Below are 17,982 nucleotides of genomic sequence, written 5' to 3'. Positions count from 1 at the left end.
TGTTAGGAAGGGACCCTTCCTCTACCTCAGGCGTTAATAAGGGGCCCTTCCTTACACCTCAGGGCGGTGGGGGAGACTTGCGGCATGGCGGCTCGTGGTTTTCCGTACACCGATCTGAAGGATTTTCTCGCGGCGCTGGAGCGCGCGGGCGAACTGCGGCGCGTCGGCGTCCCGGTCGACCCGACGCTGGAGATCAGCGAGATCGTCACCCGGACGGTACGGGCCGACGGGCCGGCGTTGCTGTTCGAGCAGCCCACCCGGGGCGAGATGCCGCTGGCGATCAACCTGTTCGGCACCGAGAAGCGGACCGCGATGGCGCTCGGCGTCGAGTCGCTGGACGAGATCGGTGACCGGATCGGCGAGATGCTCAAGCCGGAGCTGCCGGTGGGCTTCGCCGGCATGATGGGCGGCCTCGGCAAGGTGATGCAGCTCAAGTCGATGCCGCCCAAGAAGGTCAAGACCGCCCCCTGCCAGCAGGTGGTCTACCGGGGGGACGACGTCGACCTGAACCGGCTGCCCGGACTCCAGGTCTGGCCGGGTGACGGCGGGATCTTCCACAACTTCGGGCTGACCCACACCAAGCACCCGGAGACCGGTAAGCGGAACCTCGGCCTCTACCGGCTCCAGCAGCACAGCCACAACACCCTCGGGATGCACTGGCAGATTCACAAGAACTCCACCGCGCACCACGCCGTCGCCGAGCGGCTCGGCCAGCGGCTGCCGGTCGCCATCGCCATCGGCTGCGACCCGGTGGTCAGCTACGCGTCGAGCGCGCCCCTGCCCGCCGACATCGACGAATACCTGTTCGCCGGGTTCCTGCGCGGCGAGCGGGTGGAGATGGTCGACTGCCTGACCGTGCCCTTGCAGGTGCCGGCGCACGCGCAGATCGTGCTGGAGGGCTACCTGGAGCCGGGTGAGCGGCTGCCGGAGGGTCCGTTCGGTGACCACACCGGCTTCTACACCCCGGTCGAGCCGTTCCCGGTGCTGCACGTCGAGGCGATGACCATGCAGCGTGACCCGGTCTACCACTCGATCGTCACCTCGAAGCCGCCGCAGGAGGACCACGGTCTCGGCAAGGCCACCGAGCGGATCTTCGCGCCGCTGCTGCGGTTCCTGATCCCGGACATCGTCGACTACGACCTGCCAGCGGCGGGGGTGTTCCACAACTGCGCGATCGTGTCGATTCGCAAGCGCTACCCGAAGCACGCCCAGAAGGTGATGAACGCGATCTGGGGCGCGCACATGATGTCGCTGACCAAGCTGATCGTGATCGTGGACGAGGACTGCGACGTGCACGACTACCGCGAGGTCGCCTTCCGCGCGTTCGGCAACGTCGACTACGCCCGGGACCTGCTGCTCACCGAGGGGCCGGTGGACCACCTGGACCACTCCTCGTACCAGCAGTTCTGGGGCGGCAAGGCCGGCATCGACGCCACCCGCAAGCTGCCCGAGGAGGGCTACCACCGGGGCTGGCCGGAGGAGATGACCATGACTCCCGAGGTCGTGTCGCTGGTCGACAAGCGGTGGAAGGAGTACGGCATCTGATGGCCGCCACCGCCGTGCAGCCCGCCGAACGCCCCGGGCGGGTGAAGTCCTTCCTCAAGCTCGTGGCGATCGAGCACTCGGTGTTCGCGCTGCCGTTCGCGTACCTGTCCGCGCTGACCGCGATGCAGGTGAACGGCGGGCGGGTGCGCTGGCTCGACCTGCTGCTGATCACCGTGGCGATGGTCGGGGCGCGGACGTTCGCGATGGCCGCGAACCGGATCCTGGATCGCAAGATCGACGCGCGGAATCCGCGTACCGCCAACCGGGAACTGGTGACCGGGGCAGTGAGCCTGCGCACGGCCTGGACCGGCGCGGGCGTCGCCTTGGTGGTCTTCCTGGTCGCCGCCGCCCTGCTCAACCCGCTCTGTCTGGTGCTCGCGCCGCTGGCCGTGGTGCCGCTGGTGGTCTACCCCTACGGCAAGCGGTTCACCAACTGGCCGCACGCCATCCTGGCCGTGGCCCAGATGGTCGGGCCGGTCGGCGCCTGGCTCGCGGTCACCGGCACCCTCGCCGGCTCCGGACCGGCCTGGCTGCTCGGCGTGGCCGTCGGGCTGTGGATCGGCGGCTTCGACCTGATCTACGCCTGCCAGGACGACGAGGTGGACCGGGAGATCGGTGTGCACAGCGTGCCGGCCCGGTACGGTCGCCGCTTCGCGCTGCACGCCTCCACGGTGGCGCACGTGGTCACCTTCGCGCTGTTCGGCTGGTTCGGCGTGCTGGTCGGCTTCGGCTGGCTCTGGTGGATCGGGCTGGCACTCACCGCCGTCGCCTTCGCCTACCAGCATCTGGTGGTCACGCCGACCGACCTGAGCCGGGTCAATCGGGCCTTCTTCACCGCCAACGGGTTCGTCGGGATCGCGTTGTTCGCCTTCGCCCTGCTCGACCTGGTCGTCCGGCTCGGCCTGCGCCCCTGAGCGCGGCCGCCCGGACGCCCGCAGGTGCGCGGTGTTAGGAAGGGCCCCTTCCTATACCGGAGGCGTTAGGAAGGGGCCCTTCCTTCGCTAGGGCGTAGCGGGCACTCTCCATGGTCCAGTCGACGGTGCCGCGCACGGCTCGGGCCACCCCGTCGAGGTGGGCGGTGACCGCCGGGTCCAACGCCGGACCGAACGAGGGCACCGAGTCGCGCAGGCTGACGAACCGGCGCATCGAGTCGTGCCAGCGCTCGGCCGCCAACTCGACGGCGGCGGCCAGCGGCAGGCGGTGCGCGGCGGCCAACGCCAGCACCAGGTTGTGACCGCCGGACACCGCCGCGTCCCGGTCCAGCGAGGCGATGTCGTTGTACCAGGACAGCAGGTCGTTGCCGACGGCGCGCAGCTGACCCAGCCGAGGGTGGTGGTAGACCGCGTCGGGCAGCGGTCGGCCGCTGACGAACTCCACCAGCGGATACGACACGTACGCCGCCGAGGTCGCCCGGCGCAGCTCGACGTACTCCTCGACACCGGGCGCGTGCCCGTTCGTCTTGTTGACCGCCTCCTGCCAGGTGCCGTCGAGGTGGTGGGCGACCGCGTCGGCGAACCGCAGCCGCCAGCAGGCGGGCATCCGGCGGTACGGCTCCCGCCAGGCGTGGACCAGCAGCCGACGGAGCGGACCGATCAGCCCCGGGTGCCGCAGCCGGGTGCCGCCGTGCAGCAGCGCGACCGCTCCGTCGCGCAGGGCGCGGATCTCCTCCGGAGCGTTGCGGTCGGCGGAGTCGCAGGCGTCATCGACCAGGAAGAACCAGGTGAACAACGCGGTCAGGACGCGCAGGTCGGCTTCGGTGGCGTCGGGATAGAGCCGACCCGCGTAGCGGGCGAAACCGGCCAGCCCCAGCCGTTCACGGGTCGGCGCGTCCCACGGCAGCTCGGAGACCAGCCAACCCTGCACGTCGTCGGCGTGCGGGGAAAGCCGTGCCGGGATGGGACAGGCGGCCCGCAGGGCCGCCAGGACGTCGTGGGCACCGTGGGCCGACGACGAGATGATCTCGTCGGTCATCATACTTCCTCTCCGCCCGCCCACGCCCGCGTACCCGGCAGCATGACAGCCCACGGTGGCCCGCGCAGACCCGTCGGGCATCGGCGATGTAACGGTCCGACCTGCGGTGATCACGGGCACCTAGGACACGCGGGCGGGGTGCCCGACCCAGACCACGGGTGACCAGGCAGGCTGGGGGGATGCGCGAACCATGGGTGGTCGGGGTGTCCGGGGCTTCCGGCACCCCGTACGCGGCGGCAGTCATCCGCGGCCTGCTCGACGCCGGGCAGCCGGTGGACCTGATCGTCTCCCGGGCGGCCCGGCTGACTGTCCTCGACGAGACCGGACGGCCGTTCCGGGACGGCCACTGGGCCGAGGACCTGGCCGGCTGGCTCGGGCGGGACATCGGCGCGGCCGACCTGCGGCACTGGCCTGCCGGTGACCTCGCGGCCGGGCCGAGCAGCGGTTCCTACCCGGTACGCGGGATGGTGGTGGTGCCGGCCAGCACGGCGGCATGCGCCGGGATCGCCATCGGCCTGTCCAAGGACCTGTTGCAGCGTGCGGCCGAGGTGAACCTGAAGGAACGGCGACGCGTGGTGGTGGTGCCCCGCGAGACGCCGGTGACCCGGAGCCACCTGGAACATCTCATCGCGCTGCACGACGCTGGTGCTGTGGTGCTGCCAGCCAGTCCCGGCTTCTACGGTGCGGGTGCCGCGGCCTCCGCGGCCCAGCTGGTGGACTTCGTGGCGGGCAAGGTGCTCGACGCCCTCGACGTGCCGCACACCCTGTTCACGCGCTGGGCCGGGAAGTTGAACGCGGACCGGACCTGACGGCCGGTCCGCGTCCCGACCCGCACTTCAGTACATCCCGGCGTTCGCCGGGCCGGCATTCGCCGGGCCGACCGGGCCGGTCGAGGCGGTCGGGCCCGCGTTACGCGGTTTACCCATCTCCTCCGCCTCGTCCAGCATGCCCTCCCCTTCAAGCAGGGCCCGCACCTCGGATTCCCGAAACCGGCGATGCCCTCCTGGAGTCCGGATGCTCCCGATCCGACCCGCCGCCGCCCATCGCGTCACAGTCTTCGGATCAACCCGAAACAGTGCGGCGACTTCACCCGGTGTCAGCAGGCGATCTCCAGTGTCCACAGCCCCCTCCTCGCGTCGACGAAGCCCCCGGCTGAACACACTGCCCCCGGCCGGTGCGAGCCCAGAGCCGTCATGAGGGACGTATGGCAATTACAGCACCAGCGACCTGGCGTGTCCGCCAAACGCGAAAAACGCACTGAGTGGGAAGTTAGTAAATGGTACCGGCGTCACGCCCTCCGAACCCCGGGTATGCGAACTGTCACCCGCTGCCAGGTCAAACGGATGCCGGAGTCCGGGTGTTACGCCCTGCCGACTAGGGTCACAGTCCGTGGACGCCATCGACCTCAACCTCGTGGACCTGCTCCGCAGCAACGCCCGGCTGTCGTACGCCGAACTTGCCCGACAGGTCGGCCTGTCTGCCCCGGCGGTGCACGAGCGGGTCGGGAAGCTGGAATCCGGGGGCGTCATCCGGGCGTACCGCGCCGAGGTCGAGCCGGAGACCATCGGACTGGGCGTGACCGCCCTGATCGGCATCGTGGAGGACTCCGGGGCGGACACCGACGACGTGTTGGAGGCGTTCCGGGCGATGCCCGAGATCGAATCCTGCTACTTCATGGCCGGTGTCGAATCCTTCCTGCTCAAGGCGCGGGTGGGCACCATCGCCGAGTTGGAGCAGTTGATCGTCCGGCTGAACCGGACACCCGGGGTCGCCTCCACCCGTACCGGCATCGCCCTGTCGACCAAGTGGGAGAACCGCCCGCCGCCGGTCGCTCCGCCGCCGACGGTCTGAGCCTGCCGCCGACCGCCTGAGCCTGCCGCCGACCGCCTGAGCCCGCTGCCGCAGGTCGGCTGCTAGGTTTCCGGCGTGACTCAACTCGACCGGTGCGACGAGGCCAGCCGGTGGTGGGTGACCGAGGCCATCGCGGCCGTGGAGGCGGACGCGAACCGGTCCGCCGACACCCACCTGCTGCCGTTCCCGCTGCCCCGGCAGTGGGGGATCGACCTCTACCTCAAGGACGAGTCGGTCCACCCGACCGGCTCGCTGAAGCACCGGCTGGCCCGCTCGCTGTTCCTGTACGGGCTGTGCAACGGCTGGATCGGGCCGAGCACCACGATCATCGAGGCGTCGTCCGGTTCCACGGCGGTCTCCGAGGCGTACTTCGCCCGGATGCTGGGGCTGCCCTTCATCGCGGTGATGCCCGCCTCCACCTCGCCCGAGAAGATCGCCCAGATCGAGTTCCAGGGCGGCCGGTGCCACCTCGTCCAGGACCCGGCGAAGGTGGTCATCGAGGCACGCTGGCTCGCCGAGGACACCGGCGGGCACTACATGGACCAGTTCACCTTCGCCGAGCGGGCCACCGACTGGCGCGGCAACAACAACATCGCCGAGTCGATCTACGCGCAGCTCGCCCTGGAGCGGCATCCGATACCGGCCTGGATCGTGGTCGGCGCGGGCACCGGCGGCACCAGCGCCACCATCGGCCGGTACGCCCGCTACCGGCGGCTGCCCACCAAGCTCTGCGTGGTCGATCCGGAGAACTCCGCGTTCTACCCCGCCTGGCAGGCGGCTGACTGGTCGGTGCGGACCGGCCGAGGCTCCCGGATCGAGGGCATCGGCCGCCCGAGCGTCGAGCCGTCGTTCCTGCCCTCGGTGGTGGACCGGATGGTGCGGGTGCCCGACGCGGCGTCCCTGGCGGCCATGCGGGCCGCTTCGGCGGTGCTGGGCCGACGGGTGGGTGGCTCGACCGGCACCAACCTGTGGGGCGCCTTCGGCCTGATCGCCGAACTGCTGGCCGCCGGCCGTACGGGCTCGGTGGTCACCCTGATCTGCGACGCGGGCGACAGGTACGCCGACACCTACTACGCCGACGAGTGGGTGGCCAAGCAGGGCCTCGATCTGACGCCACACCTGGCCACCATCGACCGCTTCCTGACCGACGGCTCCTGGCCGACCTGAGCCACCGGCGGGCCGTCGAGGGCGTGGCCGGGTGGTGGTCAGCTCAGCGGGTGGGAGCGCGCTCGGCCAGGCCGGGATAGCGCAGGACGTAGCCGTCGGCGTCCACCTCGACCTCGGCGCTGAAACCGTCGCTGGCGTAGCGGAACCGGTGTGGGCCCAGCCCGGTGTACAGCTGCTCGGTGGGCAGCACGGTCAGGCTGGGCAGCAGCACCCAGGCCACGGTTACCGAGTGGGCGGTGTCCGGAGGCGCGGTGTTCAGGCCGAGTCGACGCAGCGGCAGGGTGTTGAACAACGGCGAGCCGCCCAGGTCCACGTCCAGGGCGTCGGCCAGCCGATCCTGGTCCTCCACGCCGGGCAGCCCGGCCGGGGCGTGCCCGGCGGCGGTCAGAACCGCGTCGAGATCACCCTGCTCGGCGGCGGTCACCCGCCATCGTCGCGTCGCCCGTTCAAGGCGTACGCTGCGCCGCCACCCGGCTCCCTCGACCTCGGCCTCCAGACGGACACTCGTCCAGTCGGTGTCGGTGGTCACCTGGTAACGACAGGTGTAGGGAACCGGGTCGACGGCCACCTGGGTGCCCTGCGCCGTCAGCCCGTGGCCGTCGTCGACCACGGCGTGCTCGGCACCCGCGGTATCCGTACGGGTCCACAGCAACGACTTCGGCGTGGTCGACATGAGCCGGACGTTACGCCACCCGGACGAGCCGGGCAGCGTATGCGCCGAAGACCAGCACCGCGAGCGAAACGCCCAGGTCAGTAGCTGTGGGCCCGCGATCGGCCGCCCGTACCTCGGTGGTCCTCGCGCGGCCGTTCGCGCTGGCTCCAACCCTCCGACCGGCCGCCCCGCTCACCGCCGAAACGACGCTCGCCGCGCGGGTGGTCGTGGTAGCGACGGTCGCCCGGTGCCTGCTCCGCGTAGCGGCGGTCGCCCCGGTGACCACGGTCGGCGTAACGGCGTTCCCCGGTGGGCCGGTCGCCGAAGCGGCGGGGTCCACCCGGTCGGCTGCTGCTGCGCTGGCGCGGCGGCTCCGGCTCGTCCCGCACCGGCACCCCGCTGGGCTCCCGCGCCCCGGTCAGCTCGGCCAGGACCGGGTCACCGGCGCGTACCCGGGCCTGGGCCGGCTCCACACCGGCCTTCTCCAGCATCGCCAGGGTGGTGCGGCGCTGCTTCGGGAGCACCAGGGTGGCCACCGCACCGGCCTCACCGGCTCGGGCGGTACGCCCAGCGCGGTGCAGGTAGTCCTTCGGGTCCTTCGGCGGGTCGACGTGCAGCACGAGGGAGACACCGTCGACGTGGATGCCCCGGGCCGCGACGTCCGTGGCGACCAGGACGCTGGTCCGCCCCTCGCGGAACTCCGCCAGGGTGCGGGTACGCATCCGCTGGGTCTTGCCGCCGTGCAGCCCACCGGCGCGTACGCCCACGGCGGCGAGCTGGTTGACCAGCCGGTCCACACCCAACTGGGTACGCGCGAACACGATGGTCCGGCCCGCCCGCGCGGCGATCGACGCGGTCACCGGGAACTTGTCCTGCGGCGGGATGAGCAGCAGGTGGTGGTCCATGGTGGACACGGCTGCGGTCGGCGGTGCGGTCGAGTGGGTGACCGGGTCGGTCATGAACCGCCGCACCAACGCGTCGACGTCACCGTCCAACGTGGCCGAAAAGAGCAGCCGCTGCGTGTCGGCCGGCGTCTTCGCCAACAACTCGGTGACCTCGGGCAGGAAGCCCATGTCGGCCATCTGGTCGGCCTCGTCGAGCACGGTGATCTCGACGTCGTCGAGCTGGCAGACACCCCGGTCGATCAGGTCGGCGAGCCGACCCGGGGTGGCCACCACCACCTCGACCCCGCGCCGCAGGGCATCGATCTGCCGGTCGTACGGGACGCCGCCGACGGCGGTCTTGAGGAACACGCCGACCGCCTTGCCCAGCGGCAGCAGCGCCTCGTTGACCTGCATGGCCAGTTCCCGGGTGGGCACCAGGACCAGCGCGCGTGGCCGCCGGGGGCGGGCCCGCTCACCGGCGGCGATCCGGGCCAGCAGCGGCAGCCCGAACGCGAGGGTCTTGCCGGAGCCGGTCTGCCCACGACCCAGCACGTCGCGCCCGGCGAGCGCGTCGGGCACGGTGGCCTGCTGGATCTCGAACGGAGTGGTGATGCCCTGCCGGTCGAGGGCGCGGACCAGCGGCGCGGGAAGCCCCAGCGTGCCGAAGGTGACCGGGGTGTCGGGGGTGGTGGTGCCGGCCGGTTGCGGCGCGGCGGGAAGGTCGGGAGAGAACGGGGGCATGCTGAGGTCAGCGGAGGTGGTCAAGAACTGCCTTTCAAGCGGGGCGCATCTTCGCGATGTCCCGCTGCGGCCATGGCCGCCGGATCTTCCGCAAGATCGCCCATGGGCGCGTGGTCACGCGCCAGGTCAATGATCGCTGCCCAGTGTACGGCGAGCGGCGGCGGCCCACGCGCCGTGGAGTCGGGTAGTGGGCGGACTCACCACCCTCCGCGAGCCTTCGGTCACCCCGTCAGGCCGCTGCCGAAGCCGGACAGCGCGTTGTTCGCGAAGAGCACCACCAAGACGCTGATCGCCACCAACACCCCCAGCGCGATGGCCATCAGGATCACCACGCGCAGCGTGCTGCTGGACTTCTCGCTGGCCGTGTCCGCCCAGCCCTGAGCCAGGATGTGCCCGGTCAACGAGCCGGAGTTCTCCTCCCCGGCCGGGAAGGCCACCGTCGCGGAACTCTCCCCTCCGGCGTAGTACGCGCTCAGGTCGGTACCTCCGGGGCGGTGCCCCTGGGGCGGCGCGACGTGCGGCGTCGCCGGAGCGCCGGTCCCCACCCGGGCGGTGGGCTCGGATCCGGCCGACGGTCGGATCGTTCCCGGGCCGGTCTCCGGCGTGGTGACGGCGGCGATCGGGGTGGTCGAGCCCGGACGGAGGCCCGGACGCGCCGAGGGTCGTGGTGCCATCGCCGGTGAGATGGGCGCCGGGTCGTCCCGACGCCCGGCGGGGGTGGTCGGTGGCGGCCAGACCGGCAGGGCCGGGGCCGGTACGACAGGTGCCGCAGCGATTCCCCCACCGGTGGGCGGGACCGCCCGCGACGGTGCGGCGGAAGGCGCGGCCCCGGCGGTCGCCGGAGGAGGCGGAAACGGTGGTGCCGGCATCGGGCCCGGTGGCGGTGGCGGCGGGGGCACCGGAGGGCCGGGCGGCGGCGTCGGTGGCCCGGGAACCGGTGGCGTGGGCCGGGGGCCGGGCGGCGGCTCCGGAGGGTACGGCCCAGGCGGTGGGGTCGGTGCTGGCGGTGGCGGGGTCGGCGCGGGTGGGGCCGGTACGGGCGCCGGGGTGGGGGCCGGCGCTGGTGGGGTCGGTTCGGGTGTCGGCGGGCGGGGAGCGGGCTCCGGCTCAGGGGTGGGTGGTGTCGGTGGTTCGGCCGGCTCGCGTGGCTGGGCGGGCTCCGGCGGCGTGACCGGCTTCGGTTCGGTCGGCGCGGACCGGTAGACGCCGCTCGCCTTGCCGCCGCCTCCGGCCGACTGCGCCTCGTCCGCGCTCACCCGGCTGATGCCTGGTACCCGGACGCTGGCCCGCGCCGGTTTCGATGATCCGGCCTCCCGGTCCGGCGAGGCCGCCTCCCGCTGCCCGGGGACACTCGCCTTCCCGGTCACCGCCGCCGCTGCGGCGGGACCTGCGGCGACGCTGCCCTCCACCGCTGCGGGACCGGCGACGGCTCCACCCGTCACCGCTGCCGGTGCTGCGGCGACAGCTCCGCCCGCCGCTGCTGCGGGAGCGGCGACAGCTCCGCCCGCCACCGGTTCGGCGGTGGCGGTGGCGCGGTAGGTGGTTCCCCCGCCAGATCCGGGCGTGCCGACCGGTGGCTCGCCGTGGGCCACACTGCCGGGTACCGCTACCCGGGCGACTCCTGCCCGGCCTCGGGCCGGTATCGACCGATGGTCGGCGGCACCCGCCGTGGCACGGGCAGCGGGCGACGAGGTTTCCGCAGCCTCGGCGGCGGCCTCGTTCCCTGCCGGTGCCGGGGCGGTGCCGGCGCTCTGTTCGGCGGTGGCGGTGGGGGTGGGGGCCGGACTGACCGGTCCCGCCGGAACCTCGTGCTCCGTCATCGTCGCCTCCGCGCCACGCTCGCAACCGGACCCGTACCGCCGGGACCGGGAATGCCTGAGAGACACCGTGCCACATTCCACCCGCGCGGCACACCCAGAGCGCATACCCCGTTCCAGGTGTCATCGGCGGCCGACAAATCGGACATCAGTGGTTACCGATCACACCTGTACCGTGACGTGCGCACCTGCCGTCCGGGACGGGTGCCGGCCGGGTCAGCGTCCGCTGGCCGCCGAAGGACTGGCCGAGGCGCTGTCCTCCGGCGTCGCGCTGCTGGCCCCCGTGGTCGGATCGACCGTGCCGGTGGAGGTGGTCGGCGTGAGGCTACTGGCACCGAGGGTCGGCGAGGCGGGCGCCGACGAGGTGGCCGACGGGGTGGTCGAGTCTGACGGGGTCGCGGACGGGGTGGTCGAGTCCGACGGGGTCGGCGACGGGGTGGTGGAGCCCGAGGGGGTCGGCGACGGCGTCGTGCTGCCCGACGGGGTGGGCGACGGGGTCGGCTTCGGCGTCTTGGTGGGCGTCGGCTTCGGCGTGGGCTTGGGCGTCGGCTTCGGCGTGGGGGTCGGCGGCTGCGACGGGGTGGGCGAGGACGTCGGTGCCGGAACCGCGCCCACCACCCGGGTCGCGGCGTAGAGCCGGGACCAGCGGACCGTGGAGATCTTCACCACGTCGCCGGTGGTCGGCGCGTGGATCATCTTTCCGCCGCCGATGTACATCCCCACGTGGTGGATGCTCTGCCAGTTGCTGCCGGAGGCGAAGAAGAGCAGGTCACCGGGGAGGAGAGCATTGCGGGGCACGGTCCGGGAGCGGGTCGCGCGGTACTGGTCGCGGGAGACCCGAGGCAGTTGCCGGTAGCCCGCCGACCGGTACGCCGCCCACATCAGGCCCGAGCAGTCGAACGCGTCCGGGCCCTCGGCCGCCCAGACGTACGGGTCGCCGAGCTGCTTGCGGGCGTACGCGACAGCGGCCTGCGCGACGGGATGGGCGACCAGGCCGCCGGCCGGCTGGTCGACGTAGTCGGCGCCGAGTTGCTGCTCGGCGGCCTCCTGCTGCCGGGCCAGCTCGACGAGTTTCGCGGCGTTCTCGTCGCGGAGCTTGATGAGCTTCGCCTCGGCGTCGCGCAGCGCCTGCCGGGTGGCGGTGTACTGCTGCTCGACGCCCTGAAGCCGGGACTGGGCGGCCGTGTACGCCTGTGTCGCCACCTGCTCGTCGGCCCGGGTGCGGGCCAGCTCACCCTCGGCCGGGCCGGTGGCGTGCTCGACCTTCTCCCCCCGGTTCGCCCGGCTGAGCAGCTCCAGGTGACGCAGGTCGGAGGCGAAGTCGCCGGGCGGCAGTGCGGCGGCTGCCTTGAGCGCCTCGGCGGCGACCTGATCCGCGCGCTGCTGCGCCAGCCGGACCGCGCCTCGAGCGAACTCCAGATCCCGTTGGGCGGCGTTGAACTGGGCCTGTACCTCGTTGCGCTGCTGCTCGAGTTCGAGTAGCTGGGTGCCCAGCTCGGCGACGCGAGCCTCGGCGGCGTTGATCTGGGCTTCCAGCGTGTTGGCGACCGGGGTGTCGAGCGACGGGAGGCCGGGCGTGGTGCCGGCGGGCGCGCCGGGTAGCTGGAGCTGGCCGGTGACGACCGGACGGGAGCCGGTGTCGGGCACCGTGACGGGGACGCCCGGCTCGGCGTACGCAGGTGTGGCGAGGACCGCGCTGGCGACCGCGGCGAGCAGGGCGGACCAGAGCGCCGGCCGTAGCACCGGTGAGATCACCGGCCCTCGTCGCCGCTGCCGTCCGTCCGCGTTGTCGATCATCCCGCTCCCCGTCCGGCGCTGCTCTGCCACGCTCGGTCCGCGCGGCGGTTCGGGACGCTACCAGTGTGTGTCGTGCCCCACCCTGTCTTACCTCACCCGGCGCACCGGTGTCGATGTCCTTACGGGTAACGGGAGCCTGAGAGTCTGCTGGCGACGCCCACGATGTGAGTTGCCAGCACGGCCGACGTAGGCTCGGGTGGCGACCGCGTTCCGGTCGCGACCGCAGGTGGAAGGGGACGGGGCTTTCGATGGACGCCGGACTCAAGCGCGAACTCGAAGCAAAGGTGTACGCGGGGGAGCGACTGACTCGTGAGGACGGGATCGCCCTCTACGCCAGCGACGACCTGACCTGGTTGGGGCGGCTGGCCCACCACAAGCGCACCGAGATGAACGGCGACCGGGTGATGTTCAACGTCAACCGGCACCTGAATCTGACCAACGTGTGCAGCGCGAGCTGCGCGTACTGCTCGTTCCAGCGCAAGCCGGGCGAGAAGGACGCGTACACCATGCGCATTGACGAGGCGGTTCGTAAGGCCAAGGAGATGGAGGACGAGCAGCTCACCGAGCTGCACATCGTCAACGGCCTGCACCCGACCCTGCCGTGGCGCTACTACCCCAAGGTGCTGCGTGAGCTGAAGGCGGCGCTGCCGAAGGTCAACCTCAAGGCGTTCACCGCCACCGAGGTGCAGTGGTTCGAGAAGATCAGCGGCCTGAGCGCCGACGAGATCCTCGACGAGCTGATGGACGCCGGTCTGGAGTCGTTGACCGGTGGCGGCGCGGAGATCTTCGACTGGGAGATCCGACAGCACATCGTCGACCACGCCTGCCACTGGGAGGACTGGTCGCGCATCCACCGCCTGGCCCACAGCAAGGGCATGAAGACGCCGTCGACGATGCTCTACGGGCACATCGAGGAGCCCCGGCACCGGGTCGACCACGTGCTGCGGCTGCGCGAGTTGCAGGACGAGACCGGCGGCTTCCAGGTCTTCATCCCGCTGCGCTACCAGCACGACTTCGTGGACTCGGCGGACGGCAAGATCCGTAACCGGATCCAGGCCCGCACCACGATGGCCTCACCGGCCGAGTCGTTGAAGACCTTCGCCGTCTCCCGACTGCTGTTCGACAACGTCCCGCACGTCAAGTGCTTCTGGGTGATGCACGGCCTGTCGGTGGCCCAGTTGTCGCTCAACTTCGGTGTGGACGACCTGGACGGCTCGGTCGTGGAATACAAGATCACCCACGACGCCGACTCGTACGGGACGCCGAACACCATGCACCGCGACGACCTGCTGCACCTCATCTGGGACGCCGGGTTCCGTCCGGTCGAGCGCAACACCCGCTACGAGGTGGTCCGCGAGTACGACGCCGCTCCCACGCTGGCCGAGCGCCGGTCCGAGCCGCAGCAGGTCTGGGCCTGACCCGACGCGTACCCTGGCACGACGATGACTGAGCAGCAGAGCACCTTTCCCCGTCGGGACGCCGAGGGGCGCATCCGCACCCTGGGTGACCTGATGGGGATCGCGCTGGCCGGGGTGGTCATCGGGCTGCTGGTACTAGCGATCTTCGACGGGGCGTTCGCCTGGTTCGGCGCGGGTGAGTTCGGTCAGGCCAACGGCTGGCTGGCGGTGATCCTGCCGGCCTGGCTGTTCTGGGAGGACTTCCGCGCCTGGGGCTTCGGTGCGCCCCGGGTGGTGGCCGGGCTGGTGGCGGTGGCGACGGCGGTGGTCTCCGGGCTGCTGGTGGCCGGTGCGGCGGCGGGGTTGCCGGCGTTGCTGTCCGGCGTGTTCGCCGCGACCACGTTCACCGTGGTCTACGCGGTCATCTGGTTTCCCGGCGTTCGCTGGCTGGCCAACCGCACCGGCTGAGACTCCGCGTCCCGGGTGGTGCGGCAGGCCGGGCGACCAGGTGGACCGGGTGGTCGGGCAGGATCTACCGGAGTGCCGTCGCGGACGGTGGAGATACGGAAGTGGTGACGTGAGCGAGCGGAGCGAACGAACGTGAGTGCGGCGGTCAAGTACACGCTCGGCCGGATCGGCCTGTTCGTGGTCGTGGTGGCCGCGTTGTGGCCGGTCGACATGGACATCTTCCTCAAGCTGATCCTGGCGCTGCTGTTCTCCGCCGCCGTGTCGTTCTTCCTGCTCAAGGGGTTGCGCGACGAGATGGCCGAGGAGATGGCCGCCGCCGCCGAGCGTCGCCGGGTGGAGAAGGAACGCCTGCGGACGGCGCTGGCCGGTGAGGACCAGGTCGACGGCGCGGCGGACGACCGGTCCGCCGACGAGAAGGGCTGAGCGGCCACCCGGTTTCGTGGCATGTCGGCGATGCATGTCGCCGACATGAGGATCCGGCTGGGATGGGCCAAACAACGATCAATGTTGATATGACCATGTGACTGGTGGTGGGCTGTCCGCCACCGTGCGGGTTTACCGCGCCTCCAGGAGGTTGTCCATGGCCTTCCGTTCCATCTCTGTCCGCCGTTCCCTGGCGCTCGTCGTCGCCGCCGGGTTCGGCCTGCTGACCATCGCCGCGCCACCGGTGTCCGCCGATCCGGTGCCCAACCGGGACGAACAACCGGCGGCGGCGTCCTATCGGGTGCTCGGCCCCAAGACCCTCGCCGACCGCAGCGCGGTCGCCCGTACCGGTGCCGCCATCGACTACTCCGAGCACGGGGTGCTGCACGTCTCGGCCACCCGGGCCGAAGCCGCCGCGATCACCAGGCTCGGGTTCCGACTGGAGGAGATCCCCGAGGTTCCGAACGACCGGGGCCACAGCCACGCCGAGGGGGACGTCGGCGCACTCGGCTTCCCGGCGGCCGACTCGAACTTCCACGACTATCCGGAGATGATCGCGGCGGTCAACAAGGTGGTGGCCGATCACCCGACGATCGCACGGAAGATCAGCATCGGCACCTCGTACGAGGGCCGTGACCTGGTCGCGGTGAAGATCTCCGACAACGTCGCCACCGACGAGAACGAGCCGGAGATCCTGTTCAACGCCCAACAGCACGCCCGCGAGCACCTGACCGTCGAGATGGCGCTCTACCTCATGAACCTCTTCACCGACAACTACGGCTCCGACTCCCGGATCACCAACCTGGTCAACAACCGGGAGATCTGGATCGTGCCGTCGGTGAACCCGGACGGCAGCGAGTACGACATCGCCACCGGCTCCTACCGGTCGTGGCGCAAGAACCGTCAACCCAACAGCGGATCGTCGTACGTCGGCACCGACCTGAACCGGAACTGGGGCTACAACTGGGGTTGCTGCGGCGGCTCGTCCGGCTCCACCTCCTCGGAGACCTACCGGGGGCCGTCGGCCTTCTCCGCTCCCGAGACGCAGGCGCTGCGCAACTTCGTCAACAGCCGGGTCGTCGGTGGGGTGCAGCAGATCAAGGCGAACATCGACTTCCACACCTACTCCGAGCTGGTGCTCTGGCCGTACGGCTACACGTACAACAACACCGCTCCGGGCATGACCGCCGACCAGTACAACACCTTCGCCACCATCGGCCGGCAGATGGCGGCGACCAACGGCTTCACCCCGCAGCAGTCCAGTGACCTGTACATCACCGACGGCAGCAGCATCGACTGGATGTGGGCGAACCACGGCATCTGGGCGTACACCTTCGAGCTGTACCCGCGCTCGGCCTCCGGCGGCGGCTTCTACCCGCCCGACGAGGTCATCCCGCAGCAGACCTCGCGCAACCGTGAGGCGGTGCTGATCCTCTCCGAGTACGCCGACTGCCCGTACCGGGCCATCGGCAAGCAGGCACAGTACTGCGGTAGCGGCGGTGGGGGCACCACGGTCTGGTCGGACACCTTCGAGACCTCGACCGGCTGGACGACCAACCCCAACGGCACCGACACCGCGACGTCGGGTCAGTGGGAACGGGGTGCCGCACAGGCCACCAACTCCAGCGGTGCCAAGCAACTCACCCCGTACGCGGGCAGCAACGACCTGGTCACCGGCCGGCTCGCCGGTAGCGGTGCGGGCGACTACGACGTCGACGGCGGCGTGACCAGCGCCCGATCCCCGGCCATCACCCTGCCGTCCAGCGGAACGTTGACGCTGTCCCTGGCGTGGTATCTGGCCCATGGCTCGAACTCGTCCTCGGCGGACTACTTCCGGGTCAGCGTGGTGCACAACGGCGGCACCACAACGCTGCTCAACCAGACCGGCGCGGCCAGCAACCGCAACGGTTCCTGGACGGTGTCGAACCTCAGCCTCACGCCGTACGCCGGCCAGTCCATCCGGATCCTGGTAGAGGCCGCGGACGTCTCCACGGCCAGCCTCGTCGAGGCGGCGGTGGACAACATCACCATCACCGCCTCCTGAAACACCCGCTGAGGTCTGACGGGGCCCTGCGGTGTCCCCCGCAGGGCCCCGTCGCACCGTGCGCTACGGTCTAACCGACCCGTTCCAGCGAAGCCGGTGAGACACCGGCGCTGTCCCGCAACTGTGATGCCCCGTTACCGGGGATGAGCCAGGTCGCCTGGGGCGTGGTCGCGAACCGCGCTCTCGAGGAAGGGCGCCTCGCGGACGGGTGCCACCTCGGCTCTCTGTCGGCGAAGCAGCACATCCTCGACCGACAGGAGGACCGATGTTCAGACGTACCCCCAAGGTCTTCGCCGCCGCTCTGGCGGTGGCCGCGCTCACGCTCGGCGCCTGCGCCGAGAAGACCACCGACGCTCCCGCAACCGGCGGCGGCTCGGACACCTCGTTCCCCGTCACGGTCGGCTCCGTGACGCTGGAGGAGCGGCCCCAGAAGATCATCTCGCTGTCGCCGAGCGCCACCGAGATGCTCTTCGCCGTCGGTGCCGGTCCGCAGGTCGTCGCCGTCGACGACCAGTCCAACTACCCCGCCGACGCGCCGAAGTCGGATCTCTCCGGTTACCAGCCGAACGCCGAGGCCATCGCCGCGAAGGACCCGGACCTGGTGGTGCTCAGCGACGACCGCAACAAGATCGTCGACCAGCTCACCACGCTCAAGATCCCGGTCTACCAGACCCCGGCGGTGCAGACGCTCGACGAGTCCTACCGGCAGATGACCGAGCTGGGGATTCTCACCGGCAACGCCACCGAGGCGGCCGACGTGGTCCAGCGGATGAAGGACGACATCGCGAAGCTCGTCTCCGAGGTGCCGCAGCGGGCCCAGCCGCTCACCTACTTCCACGAGTTGGGCCCGGAGCTGTACACCGCGACCAGCAAGACCTTCATCGGCTCGATCTACAGCCTCGCCGGGTTGGAGAACATCGCCGACCCGGCCGACGCCGACGGCAAGAACGGCGGATACCCGCAGCTGTCCCAGGAAGTGATCGTCGACGCCGATCCGGACTTCATCTTCCTGTCCGACGTGAAGTGCTGCGCACAGAACGCGGCGACGGTCAAGGCACGCAGTGGCTGGTCGGCGCTGACCGCGGTGCGGCAGAACCAGATCGTGGAACTCGACGACGACATCGCCTCCCGCTGGGGGCCGCGCGTGGTGGACCTGCTGCGGACGATCGTCGACGCCATCGCCAAGGTGTCCCAGTGACGATGAACGCCGGGCGGTGACGGGTTC

Annotated in this window: 16 protein-coding genes and 1 riboswitch; of the genes, 10 read left to right on the top strand and 6 right to left on the bottom strand. The window is 71.0% G+C overall.

Annotated elements, in window-relative coordinates:
* Nucleotides 1-84 precede the first annotated feature (84 nt).
* Together ACLQ2S_RS06880 and mqnP are read left to right on the top strand one after the other, a co-directional pair.
* Nucleotides 85-1,545 carry a menaquinone biosynthesis decarboxylase gene (locus ACLQ2S_RS06880; RefSeq protein ID WP_155217293.1) on the top strand — a complete coding sequence of 487 codons (1,461 nt, stop codon included), beginning with the start codon at nucleotides 85-87 and terminating at the stop codon, nucleotides 1,543-1,545.
* Entirely contained in the window at nucleotides 1,545-2,459 is a 915-nt protein-coding gene (gene mqnP / locus ACLQ2S_RS06875; RefSeq protein WP_155217295.1) for a menaquinone biosynthesis prenyltransferase MqnP, read from the top strand. Before ACLQ2S_RS06880 ends, mqnP begins: the two co-directional genes overlap by 1 nt.
* Nucleotides 2,460-2,493: 34 nt before the next feature.
* Here the strand turns inward: mqnP and ACLQ2S_RS06870 are convergent, their stop codons facing one another.
* The gene (locus tag ACLQ2S_RS06870) at nucleotides 2,494-3,516 is read right to left on the bottom strand and encodes a terpene synthase family protein (RefSeq protein ID WP_425701345.1); all 1,023 of its coding nucleotides are present in this window, start codon (nucleotides 3,514-3,516) and stop codon (nucleotides 2,494-2,496) included.
* A 179-nt stretch (nucleotides 3,517-3,695) separates the two neighbouring features.
* Between ACLQ2S_RS06870 and ACLQ2S_RS06865 the strand changes: the two genes are divergently transcribed.
* Nucleotides 3,696-4,325, top strand: coding sequence for a UbiX family flavin prenyltransferase (locus ACLQ2S_RS06865; protein ID WP_155217299.1), 630 nt, complete (start codon nucleotides 3,696-3,698; stop codon nucleotides 4,323-4,325).
* A 27-nt stretch (nucleotides 4,326-4,352) separates the two neighbouring features.
* Here the strand turns inward: ACLQ2S_RS06865 and ACLQ2S_RS06860 are convergent, their stop codons facing one another.
* Complete coding sequence (locus tag ACLQ2S_RS06860; protein WP_309223121.1) at nucleotides 4,353-4,637, bottom strand: BldC family transcriptional regulator; 285 nt, start codon at nucleotides 4,635-4,637, stop codon at nucleotides 4,353-4,355.
* A gap of 268 nt (nucleotides 4,638-4,905) precedes the next feature.
* Between ACLQ2S_RS06860 and ACLQ2S_RS06855 the strand changes: the two genes are divergently transcribed.
* Both ACLQ2S_RS06855 and ACLQ2S_RS06850 read left to right on the top strand, forming a co-directional pair.
* Nucleotides 4,906-5,367: an Lrp/AsnC family transcriptional regulator gene (locus ACLQ2S_RS06855; protein WP_425701344.1), complete on the top strand. Its 462-nt coding sequence runs from the start codon at nucleotides 4,906-4,908 to the stop codon at nucleotides 5,365-5,367.
* Between the two features lie 75 nt (nucleotides 5,368-5,442).
* Nucleotides 5,443-6,534 carry a PLP-dependent cysteine synthase family protein gene (locus ACLQ2S_RS06850; protein ID WP_425701343.1) on the top strand — a complete coding sequence of 364 codons (1,092 nt, stop codon included), beginning with the start codon at nucleotides 5,443-5,445 and terminating at the stop codon, nucleotides 6,532-6,534.
* A 43-nt stretch (nucleotides 6,535-6,577) separates the two neighbouring features.
* On the opposite strand, the gene ACLQ2S_RS06845 is transcribed toward ACLQ2S_RS06850, so the two are convergent.
* The 4 genes from ACLQ2S_RS06845 to ACLQ2S_RS06830 form a co-directional block, all read right to left on the bottom strand.
* Complete coding sequence (locus ACLQ2S_RS06845) at nucleotides 6,578-7,207, bottom strand: putative glycolipid-binding domain-containing protein (RefSeq protein ID WP_155217301.1); 630 nt, start codon at nucleotides 7,205-7,207, stop codon at nucleotides 6,578-6,580.
* Between the two features lie 77 nt (nucleotides 7,208-7,284).
* A complete protein-coding gene (locus ACLQ2S_RS06840; protein WP_155217650.1) occupies nucleotides 7,285-8,811 on the bottom strand; it encodes a DEAD/DEAH box helicase in 1,527 nt (508 codons plus the stop codon).
* 221 nt (nucleotides 8,812-9,032) lie between these two features.
* Entirely contained in the window at nucleotides 9,033-10,631 is a 1,599-nt protein-coding gene (locus ACLQ2S_RS06835; RefSeq protein WP_425701342.1) for a hypothetical protein, read from the bottom strand.
* A gap of 213 nt (nucleotides 10,632-10,844) precedes the next feature.
* On the bottom strand, nucleotides 10,845-12,425 hold the full coding sequence (locus ACLQ2S_RS06830; protein WP_155217306.1) for a C40 family peptidase: 1,581 nt from the start codon (nucleotides 12,423-12,425) through the stop codon (nucleotides 10,845-10,847).
* 248 nt (nucleotides 12,426-12,673) lie between these two features.
* Between ACLQ2S_RS06830 and mqnE the strand changes: the two genes are divergently transcribed.
* The 5 genes from mqnE (at nucleotide 12,674) to ACLQ2S_RS06805 (ending at nucleotide 17,955) form a co-directional block, all read left to right on the top strand.
* Nucleotides 12,674-13,843, top strand: a complete 1,170-nt coding sequence (gene mqnE, locus ACLQ2S_RS06825; RefSeq protein WP_155217308.1) for an aminofutalosine synthase MqnE — start codon at nucleotides 12,674-12,676, stop codon at nucleotides 13,841-13,843.
* Nucleotides 13,844-13,867: 24 nt separating this feature from the next.
* Complete coding sequence (locus ACLQ2S_RS06820) at nucleotides 13,868-14,290, top strand: hypothetical protein (RefSeq protein WP_155217310.1); 423 nt, start codon at nucleotides 13,868-13,870, stop codon at nucleotides 14,288-14,290.
* Nucleotides 14,291-14,422: 132 nt separating this feature from the next.
* Nucleotides 14,423-14,713, top strand: coding sequence for a DUF4229 domain-containing protein (locus tag ACLQ2S_RS06815; RefSeq protein ID WP_309223124.1), 291 nt, complete (start codon nucleotides 14,423-14,425; stop codon nucleotides 14,711-14,713).
* A 157-nt stretch (nucleotides 14,714-14,870) separates the two neighbouring features.
* A complete protein-coding gene (locus ACLQ2S_RS06810) occupies nucleotides 14,871-16,757 on the top strand; it encodes a M14 family zinc carboxypeptidase (RefSeq protein WP_155217312.1) in 1,887 nt (628 codons plus the stop codon).
* A 92-nt stretch (nucleotides 16,758-16,849) separates the two neighbouring features.
* A riboswitch (cobalamin riboswitch) is annotated at nucleotides 16,850-16,910 on the top strand.
* Nucleotides 16,911-17,022: 112 nt separating this feature from the next.
* Complete coding sequence (locus tag ACLQ2S_RS06805) at nucleotides 17,023-17,955, top strand: ABC transporter substrate-binding protein (RefSeq protein WP_155217314.1); 933 nt, start codon at nucleotides 17,023-17,025, stop codon at nucleotides 17,953-17,955.
* The last annotated feature ends 27 nt before the right edge of the window (nucleotides 17,956-17,982 follow it).

This window comes from Micromonospora sp. DT48 (genome assembly GCF_049844495.1).
In the GTDB taxonomy this organism is placed as follows: Bacteria; Actinomycetota; Actinomycetes; order Mycobacteriales; family Micromonosporaceae; genus Micromonospora.
This window is presented reverse-complemented; position numbering and strand designations above follow the sequence as displayed.

What these genes read in the sequence shown, in the direction of transcription:
- ACLQ2S_RS06830 (WP_155217306.1), bottom strand. Translation starts at nt 12,425, where the DNA reads ATGATCGACAACGCGGACGGACGGCAGCGGCGACGAGGGCCGGTGATC.
- ACLQ2S_RS06880 (WP_155217293.1), top strand. Translation starts at nt 85, where the DNA reads ATGGCGGCTCGTGGTTTTCCGTACACCGATCTGAAGGATTTTCTCGCG.
- mqnE (WP_155217308.1), top strand. Translation starts at nt 12,674, where the DNA reads ATGGACGCCGGACTCAAGCGCGAACTCGAAGCAAAGGTGTACGCGGGG.
- ACLQ2S_RS06840 (WP_155217650.1), bottom strand. Translation starts at nt 8,811, where the DNA reads ATGCCCCCGTTCTCTCCCGACCTTCCCGCCGCGCCGCAACCGGCCGGC.
- ACLQ2S_RS06870 (WP_425701345.1), bottom strand. Translation starts at nt 3,516, where the DNA reads ATGACCGACGAGATCATCTCGTCGTCGGCCCACGGTGCCCACGACGTC.
- ACLQ2S_RS06865 (WP_155217299.1), top strand. Translation starts at nt 3,696, where the DNA reads ATGCGCGAACCATGGGTGGTCGGGGTGTCCGGGGCTTCCGGCACCCCG.
- mqnP (WP_155217295.1), top strand. Translation starts at nt 1,545, where the DNA reads ATGGCCGCCACCGCCGTGCAGCCCGCCGAACGCCCCGGGCGGGTGAAG.
- ACLQ2S_RS06845 (WP_155217301.1), bottom strand. Translation starts at nt 7,207, where the DNA reads ATGTCGACCACGCCGAAGTCGTTGCTGTGGACCCGTACGGATACCGCG.
- ACLQ2S_RS06805 (WP_155217314.1), top strand. Translation starts at nt 17,023, where the DNA reads ATGTTCAGACGTACCCCCAAGGTCTTCGCCGCCGCTCTGGCGGTGGCC.
- ACLQ2S_RS06835 (WP_425701342.1), bottom strand. Translation starts at nt 10,631, where the DNA reads ATGACGGAGCACGAGGTTCCGGCGGGACCGGTCAGTCCGGCCCCCACC.
- ACLQ2S_RS06820 (WP_155217310.1), top strand. Translation starts at nt 13,868, where the DNA reads ATGACTGAGCAGCAGAGCACCTTTCCCCGTCGGGACGCCGAGGGGCGC.
- ACLQ2S_RS06810 (WP_155217312.1), top strand. Translation starts at nt 14,871, where the DNA reads ATGGCCTTCCGTTCCATCTCTGTCCGCCGTTCCCTGGCGCTCGTCGTC.